22 protein-coding genes are annotated in these 25,790 nt (G+C 59.3%); 15 read left to right on the top strand and 7 right to left on the bottom strand.

Translation table 11 applies throughout. The features are described 5' to 3' along the window. Positions 1 to 1,165: 1,165 nt before the first annotated feature. From AB7M22_RS03695 to AB7M22_RS03710, 4 genes are all read left to right on the top strand, one after another. Positions 1,166 to 2,770 carry a tetratricopeptide repeat-containing response regulator gene (locus AB7M22_RS03695; RefSeq protein WP_007899136.1) on the top strand — a complete coding sequence of 535 codons (1,605 nt, stop codon included), beginning with the start codon at positions 1,166 to 1,168 and terminating at the stop codon, positions 2,768 to 2,770. Next, on the top strand, positions 2,767 to 3,459 hold the full coding sequence (locus AB7M22_RS03700) for a sensor histidine kinase (RefSeq protein ID WP_454185281.1): 693 nt from the start codon (positions 2,767 to 2,769) through the stop codon (positions 3,457 to 3,459). The genes AB7M22_RS03695 and AB7M22_RS03700 overlap by 4 nt, the downstream gene beginning before the upstream one ends. Before the next feature lie 288 nt (positions 3,460 to 3,747). Next, positions 3,748 to 4,989, top strand: coding sequence for a glutamine synthetase family protein (locus AB7M22_RS03705; RefSeq protein WP_177319019.1), 1,242 nt, complete (start codon positions 3,748 to 3,750; stop codon positions 4,987 to 4,989). 71 nt (positions 4,990 to 5,060) lie between these two features. After that, positions 5,061 to 6,443, top strand: coding sequence for an MFS transporter (locus AB7M22_RS03710; RefSeq protein ID WP_454185282.1), 1,383 nt, complete (start codon positions 5,061 to 5,063; stop codon positions 6,441 to 6,443). Between the two features lie 63 nt (positions 6,444 to 6,506). Here the strand turns inward: AB7M22_RS03710 and AB7M22_RS03715 are convergent, their stop codons facing one another. The 4 genes from AB7M22_RS03715 to flgA form a co-directional block, all read right to left on the bottom strand. Beyond that, the gene (locus tag AB7M22_RS03715) at positions 6,507 to 7,253 is read right to left on the bottom strand and encodes a flagellar brake protein (protein WP_454185283.1); all 747 of its coding nucleotides are present in this window, start codon (positions 7,251 to 7,253) and stop codon (positions 6,507 to 6,509) included. A gap of 88 nt (positions 7,254 to 7,341) precedes the next feature. Beyond that, a complete protein-coding gene (locus tag AB7M22_RS03720; RefSeq protein WP_007899131.1) occupies positions 7,342 to 7,809 on the bottom strand; it encodes a flagella synthesis protein FlgN in 468 nt (155 codons plus the stop codon). 48 nt (positions 7,810 to 7,857) lie between these two features. Further along, positions 7,858 to 8,184, bottom strand: a complete 327-nt coding sequence (gene flgM / locus AB7M22_RS03725; RefSeq protein WP_007899130.1) for a flagellar biosynthesis anti-sigma factor FlgM — start codon at positions 8,182 to 8,184, stop codon at positions 7,858 to 7,860. 178 nt (positions 8,185 to 8,362) lie between these two features. Next, entirely contained in the window at positions 8,363 to 9,124 is a 762-nt protein-coding gene (gene flgA / locus AB7M22_RS03730) for a flagellar basal body P-ring formation chaperone FlgA (RefSeq protein WP_454188758.1), read from the bottom strand. Positions 9,125 to 9,206: 82 nt separating this feature from the next. On the opposite strand from flgA, the gene AB7M22_RS03735 reads away from it, so the two are divergent. From AB7M22_RS03735 to flgE, 6 genes are all read left to right on the top strand, one after another. Beyond that, entirely contained in the window at positions 9,207 to 10,139 is a 933-nt protein-coding gene (locus tag AB7M22_RS03735) for a chemotaxis protein CheV (RefSeq protein ID WP_454185284.1), read from the top strand. Between the two features lie 46 nt (positions 10,140 to 10,185). Next, positions 10,186 to 11,013, top strand: a complete 828-nt coding sequence (gene cheR / locus AB7M22_RS03740) for a protein-glutamate O-methyltransferase CheR (RefSeq protein WP_007899126.1) — start codon at positions 10,186 to 10,188, stop codon at positions 11,011 to 11,013. A 358-nt stretch (positions 11,014 to 11,371) separates the two neighbouring features. After that, complete coding sequence (gene flgB / locus AB7M22_RS03745) at positions 11,372 to 11,779, top strand: flagellar basal body rod protein FlgB (protein WP_454185285.1); 408 nt, start codon at positions 11,372 to 11,374, stop codon at positions 11,777 to 11,779. A 3-nt stretch (positions 11,780 to 11,782) separates the two neighbouring features. Beyond that, a complete protein-coding gene (gene flgC / locus AB7M22_RS03750; RefSeq protein ID WP_007937507.1) occupies positions 11,783 to 12,226 on the top strand; it encodes a flagellar basal body rod protein FlgC in 444 nt (147 codons plus the stop codon). A 15-nt stretch (positions 12,227 to 12,241) separates the two neighbouring features. Next, complete coding sequence (gene flgD / locus AB7M22_RS03755; protein ID WP_454185286.1) at positions 12,242 to 12,931, top strand: flagellar hook assembly protein FlgD; 690 nt, start codon at positions 12,242 to 12,244, stop codon at positions 12,929 to 12,931. Between the two features lie 31 nt (positions 12,932 to 12,962). Continuing rightward, a complete protein-coding gene (flgE, locus tag AB7M22_RS03760) occupies positions 12,963 to 14,276 on the top strand; it encodes a flagellar hook protein FlgE (RefSeq protein WP_454185287.1) in 1,314 nt (437 codons plus the stop codon). A gap of 300 nt (positions 14,277 to 14,576) precedes the next feature. Here flgE and AB7M22_RS03765 read toward each other — a convergent pair whose 3' ends face one another. Then, complete coding sequence (locus AB7M22_RS03765) at positions 14,577 to 17,471, bottom strand: ribonucleoside-diphosphate reductase subunit alpha (protein WP_454185288.1); 2,895 nt, start codon at positions 17,469 to 17,471, stop codon at positions 14,577 to 14,579. Between the two features lie 735 nt (positions 17,472 to 18,206). Between AB7M22_RS03765 and AB7M22_RS03770 the strand changes: the two genes are divergently transcribed. Both AB7M22_RS03770 and AB7M22_RS03775 read left to right on the top strand, forming a co-directional pair. Beyond that, positions 18,207 to 18,929: a winged helix-turn-helix domain-containing protein gene (locus AB7M22_RS03770; protein ID WP_454185289.1), complete on the top strand. Its 723-nt coding sequence runs from the start codon at positions 18,207 to 18,209 to the stop codon at positions 18,927 to 18,929. Then, on the top strand, positions 18,926 to 20,536 hold the full coding sequence (locus AB7M22_RS03775) for an ATP-binding protein (RefSeq protein WP_454185290.1): 1,611 nt from the start codon (positions 18,926 to 18,928) through the stop codon (positions 20,534 to 20,536). The genes AB7M22_RS03770 and AB7M22_RS03775 overlap by 4 nt, the downstream gene beginning before the upstream one ends. Before the next feature lie 139 nt (positions 20,537 to 20,675). On the opposite strand, the gene AB7M22_RS03780 is transcribed toward AB7M22_RS03775, so the two are convergent. Both AB7M22_RS03780 and AB7M22_RS03785 read right to left on the bottom strand, forming a co-directional pair. Beyond that, positions 20,676 to 21,401, bottom strand: coding sequence for a 4'-phosphopantetheinyl transferase family protein (locus AB7M22_RS03780; protein ID WP_454185291.1), 726 nt, complete (start codon positions 21,399 to 21,401; stop codon positions 20,676 to 20,678). 149 nt (positions 21,402 to 21,550) lie between these two features. Next, positions 21,551 to 22,342 (bottom strand): dienelactone hydrolase family protein, encoded by a 792-nt coding sequence (locus tag AB7M22_RS03785; protein ID WP_454185292.1) that lies wholly within the window; start codon positions 22,340 to 22,342, stop codon positions 21,551 to 21,553. 147 nt (positions 22,343 to 22,489) lie between these two features. On the opposite strand from AB7M22_RS03785, the gene AB7M22_RS03790 reads away from it, so the two are divergent. The 3 genes from AB7M22_RS03790 (at position 22,490) to AB7M22_RS03800 (ending at position 25,399) form a co-directional block, all read left to right on the top strand. Then, positions 22,490 to 23,092 carry a hypothetical protein gene (locus tag AB7M22_RS03790; RefSeq protein ID WP_008011631.1) on the top strand — a complete coding sequence of 201 codons (603 nt, stop codon included), beginning with the start codon at positions 22,490 to 22,492 and terminating at the stop codon, positions 23,090 to 23,092. Positions 23,093 to 23,378: 286 nt separating this feature from the next. Beyond that, complete coding sequence (locus AB7M22_RS03795) at positions 23,379 to 24,056, top strand: response regulator (protein ID WP_007899104.1); 678 nt, start codon at positions 23,379 to 23,381, stop codon at positions 24,054 to 24,056. Next, on the top strand, positions 24,053 to 25,399 hold the full coding sequence (locus AB7M22_RS03800; protein WP_454185293.1) for an ATP-binding protein: 1,347 nt from the start codon (positions 24,053 to 24,055) through the stop codon (positions 25,397 to 25,399). The genes AB7M22_RS03795 and AB7M22_RS03800 overlap by 4 nt, the downstream gene beginning before the upstream one ends. Positions 25,400 to 25,790 lie beyond the last annotated feature (391 nt).

The raw sequence follows: 25,790 nt of genomic DNA on the forward strand, positions 1-25,790 counted from the left end.
GAGTGGTGCGAGGCGGCCGTCGGACATCGTCGGCCAGCTGACGGGACAAGCGCTGCCGGCAGAGGCGCGCGGGTATTGCGGGGGTGGAAAAACTCGCCGCACTCGAGGAGCGGATCGCAGGTCAGGTTGGGCGAACGTGGGCCCGAACCTGGGGCTGCATTACGCACGGCGCGCAGTAATCTGAGAGCTCCCATGTGGAAGGGACTCCTGAAGTAATGGCTGAATGAGGCCGTGTCTTGGGATAACCCTGACTCAGGAGTACGGCCTTTCCTGATATCAGTTTGATGTGTGTTTAGTTGTGGGCTCAGGCTTTGTAAAGGTGTTAACCGGATGAAACGGTGCCATGTGCCAATATTCCGACAAGTGGATGTTTTGGTGTCAATATTATGTCGATTTGTTTTTGGCGAAGGGGCCGAAGGCTCACAGCATTGGTGCGGCTCAAATGATCTGAAACCCTTATGCGGCATGGGCTGGCTGTGTTTTGTCGGTGCTGGGACACCCAAGAAATTTCAGCGTTCAGTGTTAAAAAGGCCCTGTCAGAGCCTGATGCAGGTCGGTTAAGGATAAATCGGACATGTAGGAGCCAGGCTTGCCGGCGAAGGCGCTCTTAAGGACGCCTTCGCCGGCAAGCCTGGCTCCTACGAAAAGCGGTTCACAGAGTGTTTGCTGTGGCAGGGAACCAAGCAATGCGACACAGAGGCGCGCAGTTCTGGTTATGGACCGACGCCCGGTTACCTCTCCACATCCATGAAGAAGTGCTCGGCGACGGAGTGCAGGTGGAAGTGCGGGCGCGTGTGAGTCATGAGGGGGGCACCCAGGTGTTCATCGGTGTTTACGATGGCCGTGGGATTTTGATGGGGGAGGAGTTTCACGACAGAGGCCGCGATGTACCTTGCTGCGCGGCATTGGAGTGGGGCGCTCAGCGAGCGAAATGCGCAATTGCACTCCTGCCGCTTCAAGGGAACGCGACTACTGGCCGATAACCCGAACAGTCGTTGTCATTTTTATTTCTGGCGGCCGGCAACTGTCATCACGGATTTTTGCGAAATTGCTTGATGGCCTATGGCCTCTCGCTATCATCTGCGCGCCAAAAAAGGCCGCGAAGCTGAGCTCGCCCGTGTAGTTGCCTTTGGGTTGTTCTTCTTAAATTGCCTGGAAATCTTCGATGCTGTCGTATCACCAAAAGAGTTTTCTGATCGTCGATGATTTCTCGGATTTCCGCAGTTCCGTCAGGTCCATGCTGCGGGAGTTGGGCGTCAAGGACGTCGACACCGCCGATACCGGTGAACAGGCGCTGCGCATGTGCTCGCAGAAGTCCTACGACTTCATCCTGCAGGATTTCCATCTGGGCGACGGCAAGAAGAACGGTCAGCAGGTGCTTGAAGACCTGATGATCGAGAAGCTGATCAGCCATGAAAGTGTGTTTGTCATGGTCACCGCCGAAACCAGCCAGGCCATGGTGCTCAGCGCACTGGAGCATGAGCCCGATGCTTACCTGACCAAGCCGTTCAACCGTTCCGGCCTGGCCCAGCGCCTGGAACGCCTGGAGCAGCGCAAGACCTTGCTCAAACCGATCCTGCAAGCCCTTGACCGAGGCAAGCCGGTTGAAGTGCTCAATGCCTGCATCGCCCTGTGCAAACAGGACATTCGTTATTCGCCGCTGTGCCTGCGTTACCGCGCCGATGCGTTGCGTGACATGAACCAGAACGAAGCGCTGGAGCGGCTCTATGACAGCATCATTGCTGATCGGCCTTTGCCATGGGCGTTTGCCGGGTTGGGCCAGTTGCTGTTCAAGCGTGGCCAGGTCAGCCAGGCCAAAGGCGTTTACGAGAAGGCCCTGAAAGTCTTCCCGATGATGCCGGCCCTCTACGACGGCATGGCTGATGTGCTGGTCTGCGAAGGCGACACGAAGACGGCGCAGAGAGTGTTGGAGGAGGCGATTCGCCTGTCGCCGCTGGCGGTGCGCCGACAAGCATTGCTGGGCAAGCTGGCAATGGCCAACGAAGATTTCGACACCGCCTCCAGAGCCTATCGTCAGGCCGTGGCCCAAGGGGCACAGTCACGTTTCAAGGATGCGGAAAGCAACCTCGGCCTGGCCCATGCCCTGATCAGCAAAGGCAGTGAGAAGGGCCTGGACACCCGCACCCGTCTTGAAATCAACACAACGCTGAGTGCGGTGGCGAAGGAGAATCCTTCCGACCCCGGCTTGCAGATTCGTGCGCGTCTGATGAAGGCCACCAGCCTGCTGCTCAACGATGCCGAAACCGCCGAGAAGCTCACCGAGCAGGCGATGATGCGCCTCGATGGCATGGAGCAGTTCATGAGCGCCGAAGCGGCGCTGCTGGTGGCCAAGCAGCTGCAAATGCTCGGGCAGGCGAGTGCCGGCGCTTCGATGCTGAAAAACTGTGCGGAAATCTACGGCGACGATCCGGCCGTGATGAAGGACATCGCCAAGCTGACCGACGACCCGACCATCCTCAAATCCAGCAACGCGGCCGCCGACCTCAACCGTCAGGGCGTGCGGGTGTACAAGACCGGCAACCTGGTGGAAGCCCGGGATGTATTCCGCAAAGCCCTGGCACTGCAGCCGAAGAACATCAGTATTGCCCTGAACATGGCGCAGTCGCTGCTGCATGGCACCGACACCAGTGTGCCGTCGGCCGAACTGGAAGAATGTCGCGCCTGCCTGAAAACCGTCGGCCTGATGCCCGATACCGACGCGCGTTATCCGCGCTACCAGAAACTGAAAATCAAGGCGTTCGGCGAATGATCGACAGCGAACCGTCACTCGACTTTTCCACGGTGATTGCCTCCACCGTGCATGACATGAAGAACTCCCTGGCCATGCTGATGCAGGCGCACAGCCAATGGCTGGCGCGCTTGCCCGATCCCGAACAGCACACCCCGGAGCAGGGCGTGATCGACTTCGAGTTCGCTCACCTCAACGGCATGCTGGTGCAGTTGCTGGGGCTGTACAAACTCGGCGTCAACCAGATGCCGTTGCAGCCGGCCTACCATGAGCTGGATGACTTCATCGAGGCGCAACTGGCGGCTCACCAGGAAGTGTTCGCCAGCCGCGGCATTATCGCGACCTATGAAGTGGACCCGTTGAGCCCGCTGGGTTTCTTCGATCGGGAGTTGATTGCCTCGGTGCTTGCCAACAGCATCAACAACGCCATTCGTTATGCCCGCCATGCCTTGTTGATCAGCGTCAGCGATGAGGCCGGGCAACTGGTGCTGACCATCAACGACGATGGCGAGGGTTATCCGCCCGAGATGATCGAGCGTCAGGCAGATTACGTGCAGGGCATCAACCACAGCAGTGGCAGCACCGGCCTGGGCCTGTACTTTGCCGGGCGAATTGCCGCCTTGCATCAGCGCAATGGCGTGGGCGGACGCACCGAAATCAGCAATGGCGGCCCCTTGGGCGGCGGCTTGTTCAGCCTCTATATCCCCTGAATAACACTCTCCTACAGGTACGGTGTTGTCAGGGCCGGAATACGGGGGGCGTGTTGTTCAGGCCAAGATCGTTGCCTTCGGTGGTTCCTGCACCTTTTTGTTTGACGCTGCTTGATATTCCGAACAGCCGGAGCCTATTTTGTACGAGTCGCCGTTCGCGGCTCGTACAACAACAAGGATTGCGTCATGACAACCGATGGCCATCGTTCACTCGCGCAGCGATTGACGGGCATTGATGAGATTGAATGTGTCACGCCGGACCTGAACGGCGTACCACGCGGCAAGGTGATGACCGCCGAAGGATTTCTTGAAGGGCGGCGTTTGCAGATGGCGCGGGGAGTGCTGCTGCAATGCATTATGGGCGGCTATCCGCCAGCGCGCTTTTACGGCAGCGATGATGGCGACCTGGCGCTGGTGCCTGATCCCGCGCAGATCCACCGCTTACCCTGGAGCTCGCAGCCTCGGGCGCTGGCCATTTGTGATGCGGATGAGTTGACCGGCGAGAGCTCGCCATTGTCGACCCGCGGCCAACTCAAGGCCGTAATCGCTCGATACGCCGCTCTCGGTCTGGCGCCGGTGGTGGCGACCGAACTGGAGTTCTTCGTCTTCGCGCCCAACCCTGACCCGACGCAACCCTTCCAGCCACCACTGGGCCTGGACGGTCGTCGTGAGGACGGTCATTCGGCGTTCAGCGTCAGTTCCAATAACGGCTTGCGGCCGTTCTTCAATGAAGTCTACGAATGCATGGCGGCGCTGGGCTTGCCGCGCGATACCTTCATGCACGAGATGGGCGTCAGCCAGTTCGAGATCAACCTGCTGCACGGCGATCCGCTACTGTTGGCCGACCAGACCTTGTTGTTCAAGCATCTGCTCAAGGAAGTGGCGCTCAAGCATGGCCTGACCGTGGTCTGCATGGCCAAGCCGTTGGCTCACACACCGGGCAGTTCGATGCATATTCATCAGAGCATCGTCGAGATCGACACCGGGCGTAACGTGTTCAGCGACAAGGCCGGCGAGCCGACCGCGACCTTCCGTCATTTCATCGGTGGCCAGCAGGCCGGTATGGCGGATTTCACCGCGCTGTTTGCGCCGAACGTGAACTCCTATCAGCGCCTGTGCCATCCTTTCGCATCGCCGAACAATGCCTGCTGGTCCCACGACAACCGTGCGGCCGGGCTGCGCATTCCGGCCAGTTCACCGGTCGCTCGTCGGGTCGAAAACCGCTTGCCGGGGGCCGATGCCAATCCGTATCTGGCGATCGCCGCGAGCCTGGCCGCGGGGTTGTATGGCATTGAGAACAAACTGGAGCCGAGCGAGCCGATCCAGGGTGAGTTCGTTGTGCCGGATAATCTTTCGTTGCCGTGTACCTTGCATGCCGCTCTTGAACGTCTGAAACGTAGCCAATTGGCGAAGGAACTGTTCGGCAAGGAGTTCATCGAAGGCTACATCGCTTCGAAGACTATGGAGTTGACCAGCTTCTTTGATGAAATTACTCCCTGGGAACGGCGTGTTCTAGCAGCCCAGGCCTGACGACCCGTCGCCGTCGGGCTATCGTTTGTCGATAGCCCGATATTCACTGCAAGGAGCCGCTCGGAACGCCGATGCGCCAAATCTTGAAATCTTTTCGGGGGCTTTATTTCGCCTCGCTGATGATGTTGATCGGCTCGGGCCTGTTGAGTACTTACCTTGCCCTGCGCCTGGCGGCCGATAAAGTCGATAGCCTGTGGGTCGGTGCGTTGATGGCGGCCAACTATTTCGGCCTGGTGCTGGGCGGCAAGATCGGCCATCGGCTGATTGCCCGGGTCGGGCATATTCGAGCCTATTCAGCCTGCGCCGGGATCGTCGGCGCGGCAGTGCTGGGCCATGGCTTGGTGGACTGGTTACCCGCCTGGCTGTTCCTGCGGGTGATCGTCGGCCTGGGCATGATGTGCCAGTACATGGTGATCGAAAGCTGGCTCAATGAGCAGGCAGAAGCCAAGCAGCGTGGCGTGGTGTTCAGCGGCTACATGATCGCCTCATACCTGGGGTTGGTGTTGGGTCAACTGATTCTGGTCATGCACCCGGGCCTGGGCCTGGAACTGCTGATGCTGGTCGCCCTGTGTTTCGCCCTGTGCCTGGTGCCGGTGGCCCTGACACGGCGGATTCACCCGGCACCTTTGCACCCGGCGCCGATGGAGCCACGCTTCTTCATCAAGCGCGTGCCGCAGTCATTGAGTACGGTGTTGGGGTCGGGTTTGATCGTCGGTTCGTTCTACGGTCTGGCGCCGCTGTATGCCTCGCAGCAAGGATTGTCGACCGAGCAGGTCGGTCTGTTCATGGGTAGCTGTATTTTTGCCGGCCTGGTGGTGCAGTGGCCGTTGGGTTGGTTGTCGGATCGCTATGACCGCGCGCTGTTGATTCGCTGTTTCGCGTTTAGCCTGGCGCTGGCTGCGTTGCCGCTGGCGATCATGCGGCAGGTGCCGCTGGAGGTGTTGTTCATCGCCGGGTTCCTCTGCTCGTTGGTGCAGTTCTGCCTGTACCCGCTGGCGGTGGCGTTCTCCAACGACCACGTCGAGGGTGATCGTCGGGTGTCGCTGACGGCGATGCTGCTGGTGACTTACGGTGTCGGCGCGAGTATCGGACCGTTGGTAGCCGGGGTGTTGATGAAGCTGTTTGGCAGTCAGATGCTCTATGCCTTTTTCAGCTTCTTCGCCTTGGTGCTGGTGTGGCGAATCCGCCCGAAAGCGGTCACCAACCTGCATCAGGTGGACGATGCTCCACTGCATCACGTGGCCATGCCGGACAGTATGTCGAGCTCGCCACTGGTGGCGTGCCTTGACCCGCGAGTCGATGAGCAGGTGGTGCAGGATCAGATGCAGAACCCGGTCAACCCGGAACCTGATTTCAACCCGGATGCCGAGCCGGAAACCGAAGCTGAAACAGATTCGGAGTCAGAAGACCCAGACACAGGTCGCGAGCAAAGTTTTACCGAAGCAAGGCCTTGATCAAGGCATAAAAAAACGGGCAGTCACCGCAAGGGACTGCCCGTTTTTTATGGGAGTGGCGTATCAGAAGTCGTCTTTATCGAAACGCCGTGCTTCGCGCTGAAGCTGATAGACGAACCGCTCGACCTGCCGCTGCACCTGGCCGCTCATGTTGTGAAAACGCACGCCGGCGAAGGTGGTGTTGATCCTTTCTTCGAAGTGCAGGTAACGCAGTTCGACCGGTGCCGTCATGCTGCCGAAGGGCAGGGCAGCGACGAAACGGTCGTAGACCTGGCCCAGTTGCAGCCTGGCGGTGATGTCGCCCTCGAAGCGCAACTTGCAGCCGGTGGCGGAGATGTCCAGCAATTTGCCGCTGACGGGCGACTTGAGTTTTTCGCCACCCAAGTCGACATCGACCAGTTGCGCCAGCTTCAACGCGGCACGGAAGGCATTGCGGCGCTGGTGATAAACCACCTCGTCGGGCAGCGCGCCACGGTAGCAGCGGCCATCGCCGGAGTCGTCGATGGTCAGCGGGCCATTGCTTTCCCAGGCGATGCGTACGCCGTCGTGGAAACCTTCGACCTTGAACGGTTCGCCGGCCAGCAGAAAGCGTTCGCCATCGCGGGGGATCATTTCGTCCAGGGCGATCATGTTGCTGTCACGGTCGACGTCCACCAGGTAGCTCTGGAAACGCTGGCTGCGCTCGTGGAACGTGATGATCAGCGGGTCATGGCTGTCTTGCAGCTGACGCAGATTGCCGGAGATTTCCAGGGGTGTGGTGAGCACCTTGGGAGGCTGCGTGGCCTCTTCCGCGCTTAAGGCATTGAACACGGGGTATCAATCTCCAGACAAATATGACTACTGGCCAGCATTCTGCCAGCATGTTTCGTGTCTTGATAGAGCGTGCTCATTGAAAGGCTCAAGCCTGACTGAGCGGGCGTGGTTTTGCGAGCTTTGAGGTTGAACCGCGGGCATCGTAGAGCGCTGGCGGCTCGCCGCCGGTGAGGATTTTCAGCTGGTTGGCCGTGGCGGCCTGCTGAACCAGAATCGACTGGCCATTGTTAACGTTGGCGGCCTGGCACTGGGCCAGGAGATCGGTCAGCACGTCGCTCTGTGCCAGCAACTGATCGCCGATGCTCGAATGGCTGGCAAGTTGCTCCAGGCCTTGGCGATTGGTCGGCAGGTTGAGGCTGGCGAGGATTTCACTGCGCTTGCGGCCATGCTGCTCGAGCAAAATGATCATTGCCTGTTTCTGCGCCAGAATGTCTTCGAGCAGTGGCATGTCGCGACCGTGCAGCGCGAGGGACTCGGTTTGCAGCAGCTCCAGCAGGTGTTGCGCCGGAGCAAAGTCGTCGATGATCAGTTGCAGTAAATTAGTGTCGTGCATGGCTGGCCTTGGGTTTTAAGCGTCCAAAAGCCTGGCGCGGGCCGTGGCCTAGCGCTGGGCTTCGAAGTTGAGCAGTTTGCTGGCTACACGGTTGCTGTCGACTTTATAGCTGCCATCGGCAATCGCTGCTTTCAACTCGGCCACGCGGGCGTTGTCGACGGCAGGCTGATCGCGCAGCTTGTCAGTGACCTTCTGCAACTGTTGAGCCTCATTGCTGAGGTGTACCGATTCCCCGCTTTGGGTGGTATTGGCCTGTTCGGCCGGGGTATTCAGCGGCGCGGATTGGCCAGCTTCGGCGGTTTCCTTAGCAACGCTGGTACGCGTACTGCCCGTAAGTGACGAGGAGCTGTTTAAACGACTGAAATCGATGACCATGACAAAAAACCTCTGGGTATTTGGACGCTTGCCATGTTTTCGGCTCTCCCCCGGAAAACTTTAGGCCCATTTATCAATGAGCTTGCATGCGCCAGCGTGTGTCCTTCATGGGGCACAGTTTAGGCAACAGCCGGGTGGCGCGCCATCTCTTCACGGGCCCAGAGCCCTATAGAGTCGCTCACATAGAAACTTCCACCTGCCCGGGCGCGGTGACTTGCGCCTTGATAACCCGCTGGGAGTTAAGGTTTTTCACGCGAATCTGTTCGCTCATGCCGCCGTTGGACAGCGCTTCACCCGGCATGCGCACGCTGAGCGTACCACTGCGGGCGGTAATCACCACCTGATCGCCCTTGCGAACCACCTCCGCCTGTTCGAGATGCACCAGGGTAATGACCTGATCGGCGACCATTGGTCGGGTAAGTTTCTGTCCGATCGCCTGATCGACGGAGGTCAGAAAACCCTGGTTTATCAGGCTGATATCGCGCTCACGCAGGGTCACGTCCTGGGGTTCGATAATCCCTGTGCGCTTGAGGGGGCGGGTGGTGGTCACGATGTCGCGAAACAGCCGTACTTGAGCGGGTACGAAGACTGTCCAGGGGGAGGCACCGTCGCAGCGAACCTTGACCGTGACCCGACCCAGAGGCCTCGCGGGGCTCTCGAGGGTGGCTGTCAATTCCTTGTCGCACATAGGCATGCGCAGGCGCGGATCGAGCTGGTTGACCTCGATTTCGTAGCGTCCTTGTGTTTGACTCGTGGCCAGATAGTCTTCTACGGTGAATTCAAGAAAGCCCTGAGTGACGCCGATAAGCATGTCAGGCAAGGTAACTGCGTCAGCAAGGGCAGGGCTGCCAGCGTTGAACAGGCAAGCGGCCGACATCGCACAGAGTAATCTGCGGCAGGTTGATGTCAGGTGTCGGAAAAATGTCGGTTCTGTGTTCATAAAAGTTAAAAAGCAAGCGCCGTGCCGTTTAGTGATGAATGTGCGTCGCAAACACACTTAGCGTTGGTGTAGGAGTCTGGGCATGGCTGGTGTAATGGATTCGGTGAACCAGCGCACGCAACTGGTAGGGCAGAATCGCCTTGAGCTGTTGTTGTTCCGTCTTGACGGCCAGCAGCTGTATGGCATCAACGTATTCAAGGTTCGTGAGGTGCTGCAATGCCCCAAGCTGACCCTGATGCCCAAGTCCAGTCCTGTCGTGTGCGGTGTGGCGAATATTCGGGGGGCGACCATTCCGATTCTGGATCTGGCAATGGCGACCGGTTCCGGAGCGCTGAAAGATCAAAGCAATCCCTTCGTGATCATCACGGAGTACAACACCAAGACCCAGGGTTTCCTGGTTCGGTCGGTGGAGCGCATCGTCAACATGAACTGGGAGGAGATTCATCCGCCACCCAAGGGCACCGGGCGCGATCATTACTTGACGGCTGTGACTCGGGTCGACAATCAGTTAGTCGAAATCATCGACGTCGAGAAGGTGCTGGCGGAAGTGGCACCGACTCCTGAAGCGATTTCGGTGGGCGTGGTGGATGTCGAGACTCAGCACAAGGCGTTGTCCTTGCGCGTGCTGACGGTCGATGACTCATCGGTGGCGCGCAAGCAGGTGACCCGTTGCCTGCAAACGGTCGGTGTCGAAGTGGTCGCGTTGAACGACGGCAAACAAGCGCTGGATTACCTGCGCAAGCTGGTCGACGAGGGCAAGAAGCCGGAAGAAGAGTTCCTGATGATGATTTCCGACATCGAGATGCCGGAGATGGACGGGTACACCCTGACGGCCGAGATCCGCAACGACCCGCGCATGCAAAAGCTGCATATCATCCTGCACACTTCGTTGTCGGGTGTGTTCAATCAGGCGATGGTCAAGAAGGTCGGTGCCGATGACTTCCTGGCCAAATTCCGTCCTGATGACCTGGCATCCCGGGTAGTCGACCGGATCAAAGCAGCAGATAACAGCTAGGGGCCTTCTGTCCCTGGCGGTCAACACGATTTAAGAGGCGGCATCTTTGTCTACGGGTAATTTGGATTTTGAACAGTTCCGGGTATTCCTGGAAAAAGCCTGTGGCATTTTGCTCGGTGAAAACAAGCAATACCTGGTCTCGAGCCGTCTCAACAAACTGATGGAACAGCAGGGCATCAAATCGCTGGGTGAGCTGGTTCAGCGCATCCAGACTCAGCCGCGCAGCGGTTTGCGCGAGATGGTGGTGGATGCCATGACCACCAACGAAACCTTGTGGTTTCGTGACACCTATCCGTTTGAAGTCTTGAAGAACAAGGTATTGCCCGAAGCGATCAAGGCAGCCCCCGGCCAGCGCCTGCGGATCTGGTCGGCAGCGTGTTCGTCGGGCCAGGAACCGTATTCGTTGTCGATGTCCATTGATGAGTTCGAGCGGGTCAACATGGGCCAGTTGAAGATGGGCGTGCAGATCGTTGCCACTGACCTGTCCGGCACTATGCTGACCAACTGCAAAACCGGCGAGTACGACAGCCTGGCCATCGGCCGCGGTCTGTCGCCCGAGCGCCTTCAGCGTTACTTCGACCCGAAAGGGCCGGGACGCTGGGCGATCAAGGCGCCGATCAAGAGTCGGGTGGAATTTCGCTCGTTCAACCTGCTCGACAGCTACGCGGCCCTGGGCAAGTTCGATATCGTGTTCTGCCGCAACGTGCTGATCTACTTCTCCGCCGAGGTGAAGAAAGACATCCTGTTGCGCATTCACAGCACGCTGAAGCCGGGCGGTTATCTGTTCCTTGGCGCGTCCGAAGCGCTGAACGGTTTGCCGGATCATTACCAGATGGTCCAGTGCAGCCCGGGGATCATTTACCAGGCGAAGTGATGCAAAAGCGGCAGGCATAAAAACGGGAGTCCTCAGGGGCTCCCGTTTTTTTTGTGCCTGATTTCTCATTCTCGCCGCATCACCTGTAGGAGCGAGGCTTGCCCGCGAAGGCGATGTGTCAGTCAGCGATTTTGTGTCTGATACACCGCCTTCGCGGGCAAGCCTCGCTCCTACAGTGGTCGGTGTAGCTCGTCGGAAGCGGCAGAAAAGCGGCAGGCGGCGGAAATCGGTTGCCGCTTTTCTGGCATTGCCGCCTTGCCACTGCCTGCAAAGCCCCGGTTTACGGGCTTTTTTGAATTGGCACGCCGCTTGCTATGTCCATGTTACGAAAAATCAGGTCACCCGAAGGTTTCCCGACATGAGCATCAGCTTCGATAAAGCGCTCGGTATCCACGAACAAGCCCTGGGCTTCCGCGCTCAGCGTGCCGAAGTCCTGGCCAACAACATCGCCAACGCCGACACCCCGAACTACAAGGCTCGGGATCTGGACTTCTCGAAAGTGCTCGCCGAGCAGAACGAGAAAACCAAAAACGGCAGGTTCGCCTTGAACATGACCAACAGCCGTCACATCGAAGCTGAAGGCCTGGGCAATGGCGACGAGTCGCTGATGTATCGCACGCCGATGCAACCGTCGATCGACCAGAACACCGTGGACGCCCAACTGGAACAGTCGAACTACGCGGAAAACGCGGTTAACTTCCAGGCCAGCTTCACCCTGCTCAACAGTAAATTCAAAGGGCTGGTGTCAGCCCTGCGCGGAGAGTAATCCATGTCTCTATCCAGTGTTTTCAACATTGCCGGTAGCGGCATGAGTGCCCAGACCACTCGCTTGAACACCGTCGCCTCGAACATCGCCAACGCCGAGACCGTCTCGTCGAGCATCGACCAGACTTATCGCGCCCGTCACCCGGTGTTCGCCACCATGTTCCAGGGCGGCCAGAGCGGCGGCAGCGATTCGCTGTTCCAGAACCAGGACGCTGCCGGTCAAGGCGTGCAAGTACTGGGCGTGGTCGAAGACCAGAGCAATCTTGAAGCGCGCTACGAGCCGAACCATCCGGCTGCCGATGCCAAGGGCTACGTCTACTACCCCAACGTCAACGTCGTCGAAGAAATGGCCGACATGATTTCCGCGAGCCGTTCGTTCCAGACCAACGCCGAGATGATGAACACCGCCAAAACCATGATGCAGAAGGTCCTGACCCTCGGTCAGTGATAAGGGGCGATTCGTATGAGCGTTATCAGCGATGTTCTGGCCAACTCTTCGGTCCAGACCACTACCAACAAAGACAGCCTGACCTCGGCCGCTACCGGCGGCCAGGCGCTGGGCAAGGACGCGTTCCTGCAACTGCTGGTAACTCAGCTGAAAAACCAGAACCCGCTCGATCCTCAGGACAACAGCGAGTTCGTGGCCCAGCTGGCGCAGTTCAGTAGCCTGGAAGGTATCACCACGCTGAACGATACAGTCAGCGGCCTTGCCAGCAGCTACAGCTCCTCGCAAGCCTTGCAGGCTTCTTCGCTGGTGGGCCGTTCGGTCATCGCGCAGACCGACAAAGCCGTGGTCGACACCTCCAAGAGCCTCAACGGGACCGTCGTGGTGCCAACTTCGGTTGCCGCCGCCACCGTCAAGATCAACAACTCGGAAGGCAAGACCATCCGTACTCTCGAGTTGGGCAGTCAAAGTGCCGGCAACACCAGTTTCATCTGGGACGGCAAGGACGATGCGGGCGCGGTAGCACCGGCGGGTACTTACACCTTCGGCGCGACGGCCACCATCGATAGCAAGGCGACATCGCTGATTACTTATCTGCCGGCGACCGTTAACAGCGTGACCATCAGCCAGACCGGCGGTGAGTTGATGCTGAACCTGGCAGGCATGGGCAGCGTTGCCCTGTCCAAAGTACAAACCATTGGTATATAGAGCCGACTAACACGGCACAAAGGAGTGGAATATGTCTTTCAGTATCGGCCTTAGCGGTCTCTATGCAGCCAACAAACAACTGGACGTGACCGGCAACAACATCGCCAACGTTGCCACCACCGGTTTCAAATCGTCCCGTGCAGAATTCGAAGACGTGTACTCGGCCACTCGCCTGGGTACCGGCAGCAAGACCATCGGTAACGGCGTGCGTCTGGCCAACGTTTCCCAGCAGTTCAGCCAGGGTGACGTGAACAACACCGGCAACGTGCTGGACATGGGCATCCAGGGCACCGGCTTCTTCATCCTCAGTGACAACGGTTCCCTGAGCTACACCCGTGCCGGTGCGTTCAAGACCGACGCTGAAAACTTTGTGGTCGATAACAACGGCAACCGTTTGCAGGGTTACGGCGTCGATGCCAACGGCAAGATCGTCAACGGTGTGTTGACTGACTTGAAGATCGATACCACGGCCCTCAAGCCGAATCCGACCACCAAAGTCGATCAGACGTTGAACCTGAACTCGGCGGAAACATTGCCGACTGTGGCGACGTTCAGTGCCACCGATACCAATAGCTATAACAAGACCATTTCCACCAAGGTCTACGATAGCCAGGGTAACGAGCACACCATGGATCAGTACTACGTGAAAACGGGGACCAACGCCTGGCGCGTTTATACCTACATGGATGGTCGTTCCCCGGCCAACCCTGCCACCACGCCACCAGTACCGATCACCGCCGACATCACCTTCAACTCCGACGGCAGCATCAACACGCTGACGGCGGGTGCTGGCTGGACCAAGACCGGCAACACGTTGACCATGACCGGTTGGGTGCCTGGTACCGTGACCAACGCAGCAACGATTCCTGTGACCTGGGGCCCGAACGGTTCCATCGCTGCCGCTGGCGGTATCGCGTTCAACATGGCGCTGACCACCTCTTACAACTCGCCAACCGCCCGTACCGCCCAATACCAGGACGGCTACGCCACCGGCCAGATCTCCAGCCTGACCATCGACGCCACCGGCGTCATGACCGCCAACTTCAGCAACCAGCAAACCAAGGCCATCGGCCAGGTTGCAGTCGCCAGCTTCGCCAACGAGCAAGGCTTGCAGCCGATCGGTGGTACTCGCTGGAAAGAAACCTTCGCCTCAGGCGTGGCGGGTGTCGATGCGCCGACAACCGGCACTCTGGGTTCGGTCGTGTCCAACTCCCTGGAAGAGTCCAACGTCAACCTGACCAATGAATTGGTCGAGCTGATCAAGGCCCAGAGCAACTACCAGGCAAACGCCAAGACCATCTCCACCCAGAGCACCATCATGCAGACCATCATTCAGATGACCTGATGTTGGTTAACGGGTAGCGCTTCACAAAGAGCCCCTCGCAAGAGGGGCTTTTTTGTGGCCGGGATCTTTTTCGGGCATCGGGGGGGCGTTGGTGTCTATATGTCGTCCATATGATTAACGCGATCCTGTAGGAGCGAGGCTTGCCCGCGAATGGCGCACCGCGGTTTTGACTGAAGTGACCGCGTTATCGTTCTTCGCGGGCAAGCCTCGCTCCTACGGGAGGCAAAAGAAAACCCCCGACAATCCAGAGGACTGATCGGGGGTTTCGAGTAAGCGCCTTTCAGCGCTCACCGGCTCGGCTTATTGGCAAGCTTCGCAATCCGGCTCGTCGATGGCGCACGCCTTCGGCACTGGAGCAGGGCCGGCAGGAGCTGCCAGGACCGAGTCGTCACCGTGGTTGCCGCCGCTGGAAACAGCGTTCAGCTTACCGGTGTTGATGGTTGACTTCTCGGTGCTGGTCGCGGCCAGGGCGCGGAGGTAGTAGGTGGTTTTCAGACCACGGTACCAGGCCATGCGGTAGGTCACGTCCAGCTTCTTGCCCGAAGCGCCAGCGATGTACAGGTTCAGCGATTGAGCCTGGTCGATCCACTTCTGACGACGGCTTGCCGCGTCAACGATCCACTTGGTGTCCACTTCGAACGCCGTCGCGTAGAGCTCTTTGAGTTCTTGCGGGATGCGCTCGATTTGCTGCACCGAACCGTCGTAGTACTTCAGGTCGTTGATCATGACCGAGTCCCACAGACCGCGAGCCTTGAGGTCGCGAACCAGGTACGGGTTGATCACGGTGAATTCGCCCGACAGGTTCGATTTCACGTAGAGGTTCTGGTAAGTCGGTTCGATCGACTGCGACACGCCAGTGATGTTGGCGATGGTCGCGGTCGGTGCGATGGCCATGATGTTGGAGTTACGAATGCCTTTCTGTACACGGGCGCGAACCGGTGCCCAGTCCAGGGTTTCGTTCAGGTCAACGTCGATGTACTTCTGGCCACGTTGCTCGATCAGGATCTGTTGCGAATCCAGCGGCAGGATGCCTTTGGACCACAGCGAACCCTGGAACGTCTCGTAGGCGCCGCGCTCGTCGGCCAGGTCGCAGGAAGCCTGGATCGCGTAGTAGCTGACCGCTTCCATCGACTTGTCGGCGAACTCGACGGCAGCGTCGGAACCGTAAGGGATGTGCTGCAGGTACAAAGCGTCCTGGAAGCCCATGATGCCCAGACCGACCGGACGGTGCTTGAAGTTGGAGTTCTTCGCTTGTGGCACCGAGTAGTAGTTGATGTCGATAACGTTATCGAGCATGCGAACGGCGGTGTTCACGGTGCGTTCCAGCTTGGCGGTGTCCAGCTTGCCGTTGGTGATGTGGTTCGGCAGGTTGATCGAGCCCAGGTTGCAAACGGCGATCTCGTCCTTGTTGGTGTTCAAGGTGATCTCGGTGCACAGGTTCGAGCTGTGAACCACGCCCACGTGCTGCTGCGGGCTGCGCAGGTTGCACGGGTCTTTGAAGGTCAGCCATGGGTGGCCGGTTTCAAACAGCATGGACAGCATTTTGCGCCACAGGTCTTTGGCCTGGATGGTCTTGAACAGCTTGACCTTGCCTGGGTACTCGGTCAGTGCTTCGTAGTACTCGTAACGCTCTTCGAAAGCCTTGCCGGTCAGGTCGTGCAGGTCCGGCACTTCGGACGGCGAGAACAGGGTCCACTTGCCGTCATCGAAGACACGCTTCATGAACAGGTCAGGGATCCAGTTGGCGGTGTTCATGTCGTGGGTACGACGGCGGTCGTCACCGGTGTTCTTGCGGAGTTCGATGAACTCCTCGATGTCCATGTGCCAGGTTTCCAGGTAGGCACAGACAGCGCCTTTGCGCTTGCCACCCTGGTTAACGGCGACGGCGGTGTCGTTCACTACTTTGAGGAACGGTACAACGCCCTGGGATTTGCCGTTGGTGCCCTTGATGTACGAGCCCAGCGCACGAACCGGCGTCCAGTCGTTGCCCAGGCCGCCAGCGAATTTCGACAACATGGCGTTGTCGTGGATCGCGTGGTAGATGCCCGACAGGTCATCCGGCACGGTGGTCAGGTAGCAGCTCGACAGCTGTGGACGCAAAGTACCGGCGTTGAACAGGGTTGGGGTCGACGACATGTAGTCGAAGGACGACAACAGGTTGTAGAACTCGATCGCACGGTCTTCTTTGTTCTTCTCTTCGATTGCCAGGCCCATGGCCACGCGCATGAAGAAAATCTGCGGCAGTTCGAAGCGGATACCGTCCTTGTGGATGAAGTAACGGTCGTACAGGGTTTGCAGGCCCAGGTACGTGAACTGCTGATCGCGCTCGTGGTTGATCGCCTTGCCGAGTTTTTCCAGGTCGAAGGACGCCAGAACCGGGTTCAGCAATTCGAATTCGATACCTTTGGCGATGTACGCCGGCAGCGCCTTGGCGTACAGGTCGACCATTTCGTGGTGGGTCGCGCTCTCGGCGACGCCCAGGAAGTTCAGGCCTTCGGCACGCAGGGTGTCCATCAGCAGGCGGGCGGTCACGAACGAGTAGTTCGGCTCACGCTCGACCAGCGTACGGGCGGTCATCACCAGGGCGGTGTTGACGTCGGTCAGGGCCACGCCGTCGTACAGGTTCTTCAGGGTTTCGCGCTGGATCAGGTCGCCGTCGACTTCTTCCAGGCCTTCGCACGCTTCGGTGACGATGGTGTTCAGACGACCCATGTCCAGAGGTGCAAGGCTGCCATCGGCGCGGGTGATGCGGATCGACGGGTGAGCCTGAACCGCTTCCTCGGCAGGGGTGCGTACAGCGCGTTCCTTGGAACGGGCGTCACGGTAGATCACGTAGTCGCGCGCTACTTTCTGCTCGCCGGCACGCATCAGGGCCAGTTCGACCTGGTCCTGGATTTCTTCGATGTGGATGGTGCCGCCCGATGGCATGCGACGCTTGAAGGTCGCGGTGACCTGTTCGGTCAGGCGGGCAACGGTGTCGTGGATGCGCGACGAAGCGGCAGCGGTGCCGCCTTCAACTGCAAGAAACGCTTTGGTGATGGCGACGGTGATTTTGTCATCGGTGTAAGGAACGACAGTCCCGTTACGCTTGATCACGCGCAGCTGGCCAGGCGCGGTGGCGGACAGATCCGAATTCGAATCGGCGGCCTGCGGCAAGGTGCCCTGCGGGTTCTCGCGAGTTGTGTCGGTTTGCATGGGGGGTTGTCTCCACATTCTCTATGTTTGTTTGGGCACCATCACGGTGCCCACCGTTCTGTCCTGAAGCACTACAACCGACGTGGCGTCGGGCATAACAACTTCGGGACAGTAGGAAAAGGCTAATGATGCCGCTTCCTTGCCGAAGTCTTTGGCCGCGAGCCAGGGCTCGAAGCCGGATTCCTTTCAGGGGTGCCAGTTTTGACTACAACACCCGTACCGTTCTGGCTGTTCTGGCCTGAAAAAACGGTGCCATCCGCACATGCGGTTTGGGCTTGTAAAATCGTGCTTGGTTCAACCATAAACAGGCAATAAAGCACTTGAGTTTCTGGTCTGAAATGTGGTTGGGCTTTTAAGCTAAAACCCTACATGTAGGGTTTTTTTGGCGCCGAGGTACAAGATAATGCGTTTTGGAGGGTGTTGCAACGTACTACCTGTGGATAAACCTGTGCGTAAATTGTGTGTGAAAGGTGGAACGAGCGTGTAGGCCGCGACCTAGCTGGAGCGGACCGTTTTTCACTGATTTTCAACGATTGAAAACAGTCATTCGGATTTTTAAGGGCGCGAACCCTATCACAAAAAACCGCTGTGTCCGAACGCATTTACCCGCTTGTGTTCCAGACGTGCGCCGTTTATACAATCGGCCAATGCAGATGCATTCTTATCCTCCCCAATCATTACAAAAAGACGGGCGGATCCTTCCTTTTAAAGTGATGTTGGCAAGCAGAGGTCACCGTGGAGCAAGAAGTCTGGCAGGTATTGATTGTCGAGGACGACCAGCGTCTGGCCGAACTGACTCGCGACTACCTCGCAGCCAACGGCCTGCGTGTGTCGATCGAGGGCAACGGCGCTCTCGCCGCGGCACGCATCATCAAGGAAAAACCGGACTTGGTGATCCTCGACCTGATGCTCCCGGGCGAAGATGGCCTGAGCATTTGCCGCAAGGTTCGCGACAAGTATGACGGCCCGATCCTGATGCTCACCGCGCGCACCGATGACACCGATCAAATCCTCGGCCTCGACCTCGGCGCTGATGACTACGTCTGCAAACCGGTTCGCCCACGCCTGCTGCTGGCGCGCATCCAGGCCTTGTTGCGGCGCAGCGAAACCCCTGAAACCGCTCCGGAAAAACAACGGCGTCTGCAGTTCGGCCCGTTGGTGGTGGACAACGCGTTGCGCGAGGCCTGGCTGCATGACAAAGGCATCGAGTTGACCAGTGCCGAGTTCGATTTGCTCTGGCTGCTGGTGGCCAACGCCGGGCGCATTCTGTCACGCGAAGAAATTTTCACCGCGCTGCGCGGTATCGGTTATGACGGCCAGGACCGTTCCATCGACGTGCGCATTTCACGCATCCGCCCGAAGATCGGCGATGACCCGGAGCATCCGCGGCTGATCAAAACCATCCGCAGCAAAGGCTACCTGTTCGTTCCCGAAGCCTGCGCAGACTTGTTGCTGTGAACTCGATCTTCCTGCGCATTTATGGCGGCATGTGCGCGGCGCTGATTCTGGTGGCTGTGCTCGGCGTGCTGGCCTTGCACTTGCTCAATCAGGTGCGCAGCGAGCAATACCGCGAGCGCCTGGCCCACGGCACGTTCTCGCTGATGGCCGATAACCTGCAGCCGATGAACGAAACCGAGCGCCACCGGGCCTTGCTGGTATGGGAGCGCTTGCTCGGGATTCCGTTGGCGCTGAAGACATTCCCCCAGACCGACCTCGACCTGACCCAGCGCACCCGCGTGCTGCGCGGCCAGGCACTGGTGGAGCAGACCGGCCCGCATGCGGCGAAGGTTTACCGTTTGGTCAGCGACAAGGAACAACTGGTGCTCACCGGGGAAGTCCAGCAGATCAGCGAACAACTGGCGCGGGCGACCATTTATCTGTTGGCCGATGAACTGGTGCGCTACCCGGTGGCTGAGCAGCCCAAACGTCTGGCGCAGTTAAAGGAAGAGAAGGGTTTCGGTTTTGATCTGCAGCTGGTCACGATCGATCAGGCTGACATGGACGAAGACCAGAGCCGCCGCGTGTCCGAAGGCGACACCGTAATGGCGCTGGGCAAGGGCGGTGATTCGATCCGGGTGTTTGCCGGCATGGTCGGTACGCCATGGGTGCTGGAAATCGGCCCGCTGTATCAAATGAATCCTTACCCCCCTGAGTGGCTGGTGCTGATCGCGGCCCTTGGCCTGAGCCTGATCGGTTTGATCGTCTATCTGTTGGTGCGTCAGCTGGAGCGTCGTTTGCGCGGGCTGGAAGCCGCCGCCACGCGCATCGCCAAGGGCAGCCTGGAAACCCGCGTACCGGCACGCGGCGCGGACTCGGTGGGGCGCCTGGCCTCGGCGTTCAACGGCATGGCCGAGCACTTGCAGCAATTGTTGGCGATTCAGCGAGAACTGGTGCGCGCCGTGTCCCATGAACTGCGCACGCCGGTCGCGCGGTTGCGTTTTGGCCTGGAGATGATCGGTTCGGCCACCACGCCGCAAGCGCTGGAAAAGTACCGCGAGGGCATGGACCACGACATCGAGGACCTCGATCGGCTGGTCGACGAGATGCTCACTTATGCGCGGCTGGAGCAAGGTTCGCCGGCACTGAATTTTCAGCGGATCGATCTGGATGCGTTGGTCAATCAAGTGATCGAAGAGTTGGCGCCACTGCGCGCCGAGGTCACGGTACAGCGCGGTTTGTGCCTGTCGGCCGCCGATTGTGACGACGCCTGGGTCGAGGCCGAACCGCGTTACTTGCACCGGGCGTTGCAGAACCTGGTGAGCAACGCCATGCGCCACGCCCACTCACGGGTGACCGTCAGTTATCAGGTGGGGCAGCAGCGCTGTCGGGTGGATGTCGAGGATGACGGGCCGGGCGTGCCGGAAACTGCCTGGGAGAAAATCTTCACGCCGTTCCTGCGCCTCGATGACAGCCGCACCCGTGCCTCGGGCGGGCATGGGTTGGGGTTGTCGATCGTGCGGCGAATCATTCATTGGCATGACGGGCGAGCATTGATCGGCAAGAGCAAAAGCCTGGGCGGGGCCTGTTTCAGTTTGAGCTGGCCGAGGAATCAGGAGCGGCGTTGAGATTACGGGTGTCCTTTAGGGCCCTATCGCGAGCAGGCTCGCTCCCACAGGGGCCGTGTCGTACACAAATCTGTGAACGCCACTGAAACTGTGGGAGCGGGCTTGCCCGCGATGAGGCCATCCCAAACACTGAAAGCCTTCAGGCCTTGATGCTGACCAGACTCAACAACTGCCCATCCATCACTGCAAATTGCGCGTCCAGCTCAGTGCCGTGACGCCATTCACTGGACAGGTCGGTCAGCAAGCGCAACCGCACTTCACCACCCGCGCTCCACTCCAGCACTTCGGCGTGTTCGAAATAGAAGCGCTTCTGCACGATAGGGTAGAGCGCCTTGAACAGGCTCTCCTTCACCGAAAACGTCAGCGTCACCAGCATTGCCAATTGATCGCCAGCCCCGGCAGCCATGCGCTGCAACTCAGGCCCCGTGAGGATTTCCCCGGCCAGGCGTTCGGCGCGTTCAGCGTCGAGCAGGTTTTCCAGGTCCATCCCCAATCCGCGCCAGTGCGCCTTGTTCGCGACAATCGCAGCGGCCCGGCCGGTGCTGTGGGTGATCGAGCCGGTGATATGCGCTGGCCACACCGGTGCGCGGTCTTCGCCGATGGCCGGGATGAAACTCAGCCCTTCCAGTTGTTGCAACGCTGCCCGAGCGCAGACACGCCCGGCGAGAAACTCGGCCTGGCGCTTGGCCACCGAACGCTGGATGCTCGCAGGCGGTTCGATGGCGCTGCGCTGGAAATCATCACTGGCCAGTTGCCTGGTATCGAAGTGGGTACCCAACAGGACCGTATCGGGCAGCACAAACGGCAGCGGCCAATGGGCGTCGAGTGGGGTGCAGCAGGCGGGTAGGGCGGGGACGGAATTCATGACGGGCATTTTGCCGGGTTGCCACGCGTGAGGGTAGTAGCAGTTCGACCGAGTTATCGTTCTTCGCGGGCAAGCCTCGCTCCTACAAGGACGATGCAATCCTGTAGGAGCGAGGCTTGCCCGCGAAGGCCGTTACTCGGTCCAGAGTCTTAACCAAATATCTTCTTGAAAAACGCCTGCATGTCCGCCCAGGACTTCTCATCCGCGGTCTTGCTGTAACCAATATCCGGCCCGCCGTGGTCGCCATGGCTCAGACGATCCGCCTCGGGATTGCTGAAGCCATGCTTGGCGCCTTCGAGGGTGACAAACTTGTAATCGGCATTGGCCTTGTCCATTTCTGTCTTGAACGCTGCCACGTTTTGCGCCGTGACCATGCTGTCCAGAGCACCATGTTCCACCAGCACTTTCGCCTTCACGCTGCCAGGCGTCGCTGGCGTATTGGTCACCAGCGCGCCGTGGAAACTCACCACGCCCGCCAGCGGCACGCCTTGACGCGCTGCATCCAGCACCACCTTGCCGCCGAAGCAATAACCAATGGCCGCCAGTTTGGCCGGATCGGTCTGTGGTTGTTTCTTCAGCAAGTCGAGCCCGGCCTGAAACCGCGCACTGGCTGCTGCGCTGTCCTTCAATGCTGCTTGCATGAAGGCCATGGCGTCCTTGGCGTGTTCGGTGTTCTTGCCGTCGCCAAACATGTCGATCGCCAGCGCGCTGTAGCCCAGACCGGCCAGATCACGGGCGCGGCGCTTGGCGTAGTTGTTGAGGCCCCACCATTCATGCACCACCACCACGCCCGGGCGCGGGCCTTTGATGGCGTCGTCGTAGGCGTAATAGCCGATCAACTTGGTGCCGTCGGCACTCTGGTAGGGAATTTCCTGGGTCTGGATGGCGGCCTGGCTGACCCCGCTCAGAGCCAGTAACACGAGGGCGAGGAACACGCGCATGATCAAATCTCCTTATCAAGAGTCGTCAGAACAGCGTAGTCGATTTGATTCAGCTCAGGTTCAGAGTGCGTTCAGGGGCAGTACAGGGAGGGGTCAGTAACCTTGCCCCGTACCCAAAAAGCACATAGCGCATGAGGAAACTCCCCAATGACTACTTTTAAAAAACTGCTTCTGGCTTTCACCGTGATGGGCGCCAGTGTCGCGGCCCACGCCGATACCACCAATTTTGCGGGCCTGACCTTTGGCCAGACCAGCGACAAGGTAAAAAAATCCAGCGCCCTGAACGACAACCTCAACCACCCGAACGCCGACGGTGTGATCGGCAAGGACAACACCTGGGGCGCGCGTCTGGGCCAGCAAGACAGCAAGGGCCGCTACTACGCCACTTATGACAACGTGTCGGGCTCGCACAATGGCATTAAACTGCGTCAGGAAAACCTGCTGGGCAGTTACGATCTGTTCTACCCGGTGGGTGGCAGCACCAAATTGTTCGGCGGTGCCACCGCCGGTTTGACCAAACTGACTCAGGAGTCGCCAGGCTTCAGCCGCGACAGCGACATCGGTTACGCCATTGGCGGCCAGGTCGGTGTATTGCAGCAAGTTTCGCAAAACACCTCGGTCGAGCTGGGTTACCGTTACCTGCGCAGCAACGCCAGCACCGAGATGAGCGAGCGCGGCGGCAGCAAACAGGGTTCGCTGGACTTGACCAGCAGCGCCCAGACCTACCTGTCCGCCAACTACGCTTTCTAAAAAGCGTTTCGCGAGGGTATGTACCGAGGCCTGTTGGTTAAGCGAAATCCCTGTGGGAGCGGGCTTGCCCGCGATGACGGCAGCACATTCACCATTGATGTGTCAGACCGATCGCTATCGCGGGCAAGCCCGCTCCCACAGGTTCCGCGGCTTAACTGACTGGCATTGGTGCACACGCCGGATCAACCCAAGCGGTTGATCCGGCGTCGCCATATTAGTCATCGAGGTACGCGTGCCTTTGGACGCGTTGCGTCTTTGGAGATGTTGATTTGCCCAGGAGAGCGTTATGAAATTGCTGGTCGTCGAAGATGAAGCGCTGTTGCGCCATCACCTGCAAACCCGCCTGACGGATAGCGGCCATGTGGTCGAGTCCGTGGCCAACGCCGAGGAGGCGTTGTATCAGGCCGAGCAGTTCAACCATGACTTGGCGGTGATCGACCTCGGTCTGCCGGGCATGGGCGGGCTCGATCTGATTCGTCAATTGCGTTCCCGGGGCAAGACGTTTCCGATCCTGATCCTCACCGCGCGGGGCAACTGGCAGGACAAGGTCGAAGGCCTCGCCGCCGGCGCTGATGATTACGTGGTCAAGCCCTTCCAGTTCGAAGAGCTGGACGCCCGGCTCAATGCCTTGCTGCGCCGCTCCAGCGGTTTCACCCAGTCGACCATCGTCGCTGGCCCCTTGCTGCTGGACCTCAATCGCAAACAGGCGTCCCTCGATGAACAACCGCTGGCGCTGACCGCCTACGAATACCGGATCCTCGAATACCTGATGCGACATCACCAGCAAGTGGTGGCCAAGGACCGCTTGATGGAGCAGCTCTACCCGGATGACGGCGAGCGTGATCCGAATGTGATCGAAGTACTGGTCGGCCGCTTGCGCCGCAAACTCGAAGGCCCGGCCGGCTTCAAGCCGATCGATACCGTGCGTGGCCTTGGCTACCTGTTTAACGAGCGCTGCACTTGATTCGTTCCCTTCGTGTCCGATTGATGCTTGCCGCCACGGTCCTGGCGGTATTGTTCATGCTGGCGTTGTTGCCTGCGATGCAAGGCGCGTTCAGCCTGGCATTGCAGGATTCCATCGAGCAGCGCCTGGCGTCTGACGTCACCACGCTGATCTCCGCTGCCCGAGTGGATAACAACCGCTTGCAGATGCCCGCGCAATTGCCCGACGAGCGCTTCAACCTCACCGACAGCCGTTTGCTCGGTTACATCTATGACCGCGAAGGTCACCTGGTCTGGCGCTCGAAGGCCACCCAGGAAGAGAAAATCAACTACAAGCCGCGTTACGACGGGCGCGGTAACGAGTTCGCGAGGATCAGCGAAGCCAATGGTGAAGAGTTCTTCGTCTATGACGTCGAGGTCAAACTGCTGGGCGGCCAGAGCGCGGCGTTCAGCATCGTCGCCCTGCAACCGGTGCGCGAATACGAAATCACCCTCGAAGGCCTGCGGGAAAACCTTTATCTGGGCTTCGGCGCAGCCTTGCTGGTGTTGCTCGCCTTGTTATGGATCGGCCTGACCTGGGGCTTGCAGGCGTTGCGCCGGTTGAGCCAGGAGCTGGACCAGATCGAGGGCGGCACGCGTGAAAGCCTGAGTGAAGAACATCCGCGGGAACTGCTGCGCCTGACCGGCTCGCTCAACCGCTTGTTGCACAGCGAACGTGAACAGCGCAGCCGTTATCGCGACTCCCTCGACGACCTGGCCCACAGCCTGAAAACCCCGCTGACGGTGTTGCAAGGCGTCAGCGAAGACATGGCCCAGAAGCCGCAAGAGCGCGATCAGGCCTGGGTGCTGCAAACCCAGATCGAGCGCATGAGCCAGCAGATCAGCTATCAACTGCAACGCGCCAGCCTGCGCAAAAGCGGCCTGGTGCGCCACCAAGTGCGCCTGCGCCCGGTGCTGAAAAGCCTCTGCGATACGCTGGACAAGGTCTATCGCGACAAACGCGTGCAGGTCGCTTTCGATCTGCCGGAGCAGTGTTACGTGCCGATCGAGCAAGGCGCCTTGCTGGAAATGATGGGCAACCTGCTGGAAAACGCCTATCGCCTATGCCTGAGCGAAGTGCGCATCAGCGTGCGCGAAACCCTCAGTGGCATTGAGCTGTGCGTCGAAGACGACGGCCCCGGCGTGCCACCGGATCAGCGTGCGCGGATTCTGCAGCGGGGCGAACGGCTTGATCGTCAGCATCCGGGGCAGGGGATTGGGTTGGCGGTGGTCAAGGACATCATCGAAAGCTACAGCGCCAAACTGACGCTGGGGGATTCGCCAATGGGCGGGGCGGCGTTCCGGATTCATTTTCCGGTGGTTTGATCCCTTGGATTGAGGGTGTTCTTCCGGGCCCCATCGCGGGCAAGCCCGCTCCCACAGGTATCTGCTTTGACCAAGGATTTGTGAACGACACCGATCACTGTGGGAGCGGGCTTGCCCGCGATGAGGCCGGTACAGCCACCACAAGTCTCAGTGTCAGACTGCTAAACAAGCACTGTTTAAACGACACTTCCAGACACTCACTCAGGCTACACATCCTTGCGCCGCTGCCTACGACTACGCCAGAATCCGCCGGCTTGTGCGCCTGGGGTGTGGGCTCTATCGTTTGCGGGTCGCTGACGAATCAGCGATCGGGTTTAGCGATCCGATCTCATACACAGACGCAAAAGCGCCCCAGTTTTGATTGCAGTTTTTAGTGCCTGCAATTCGCGTA

It is taken from the genome of Pseudomonas sp. ADAK2 TE3594 (genome assembly GCF_053628675.1).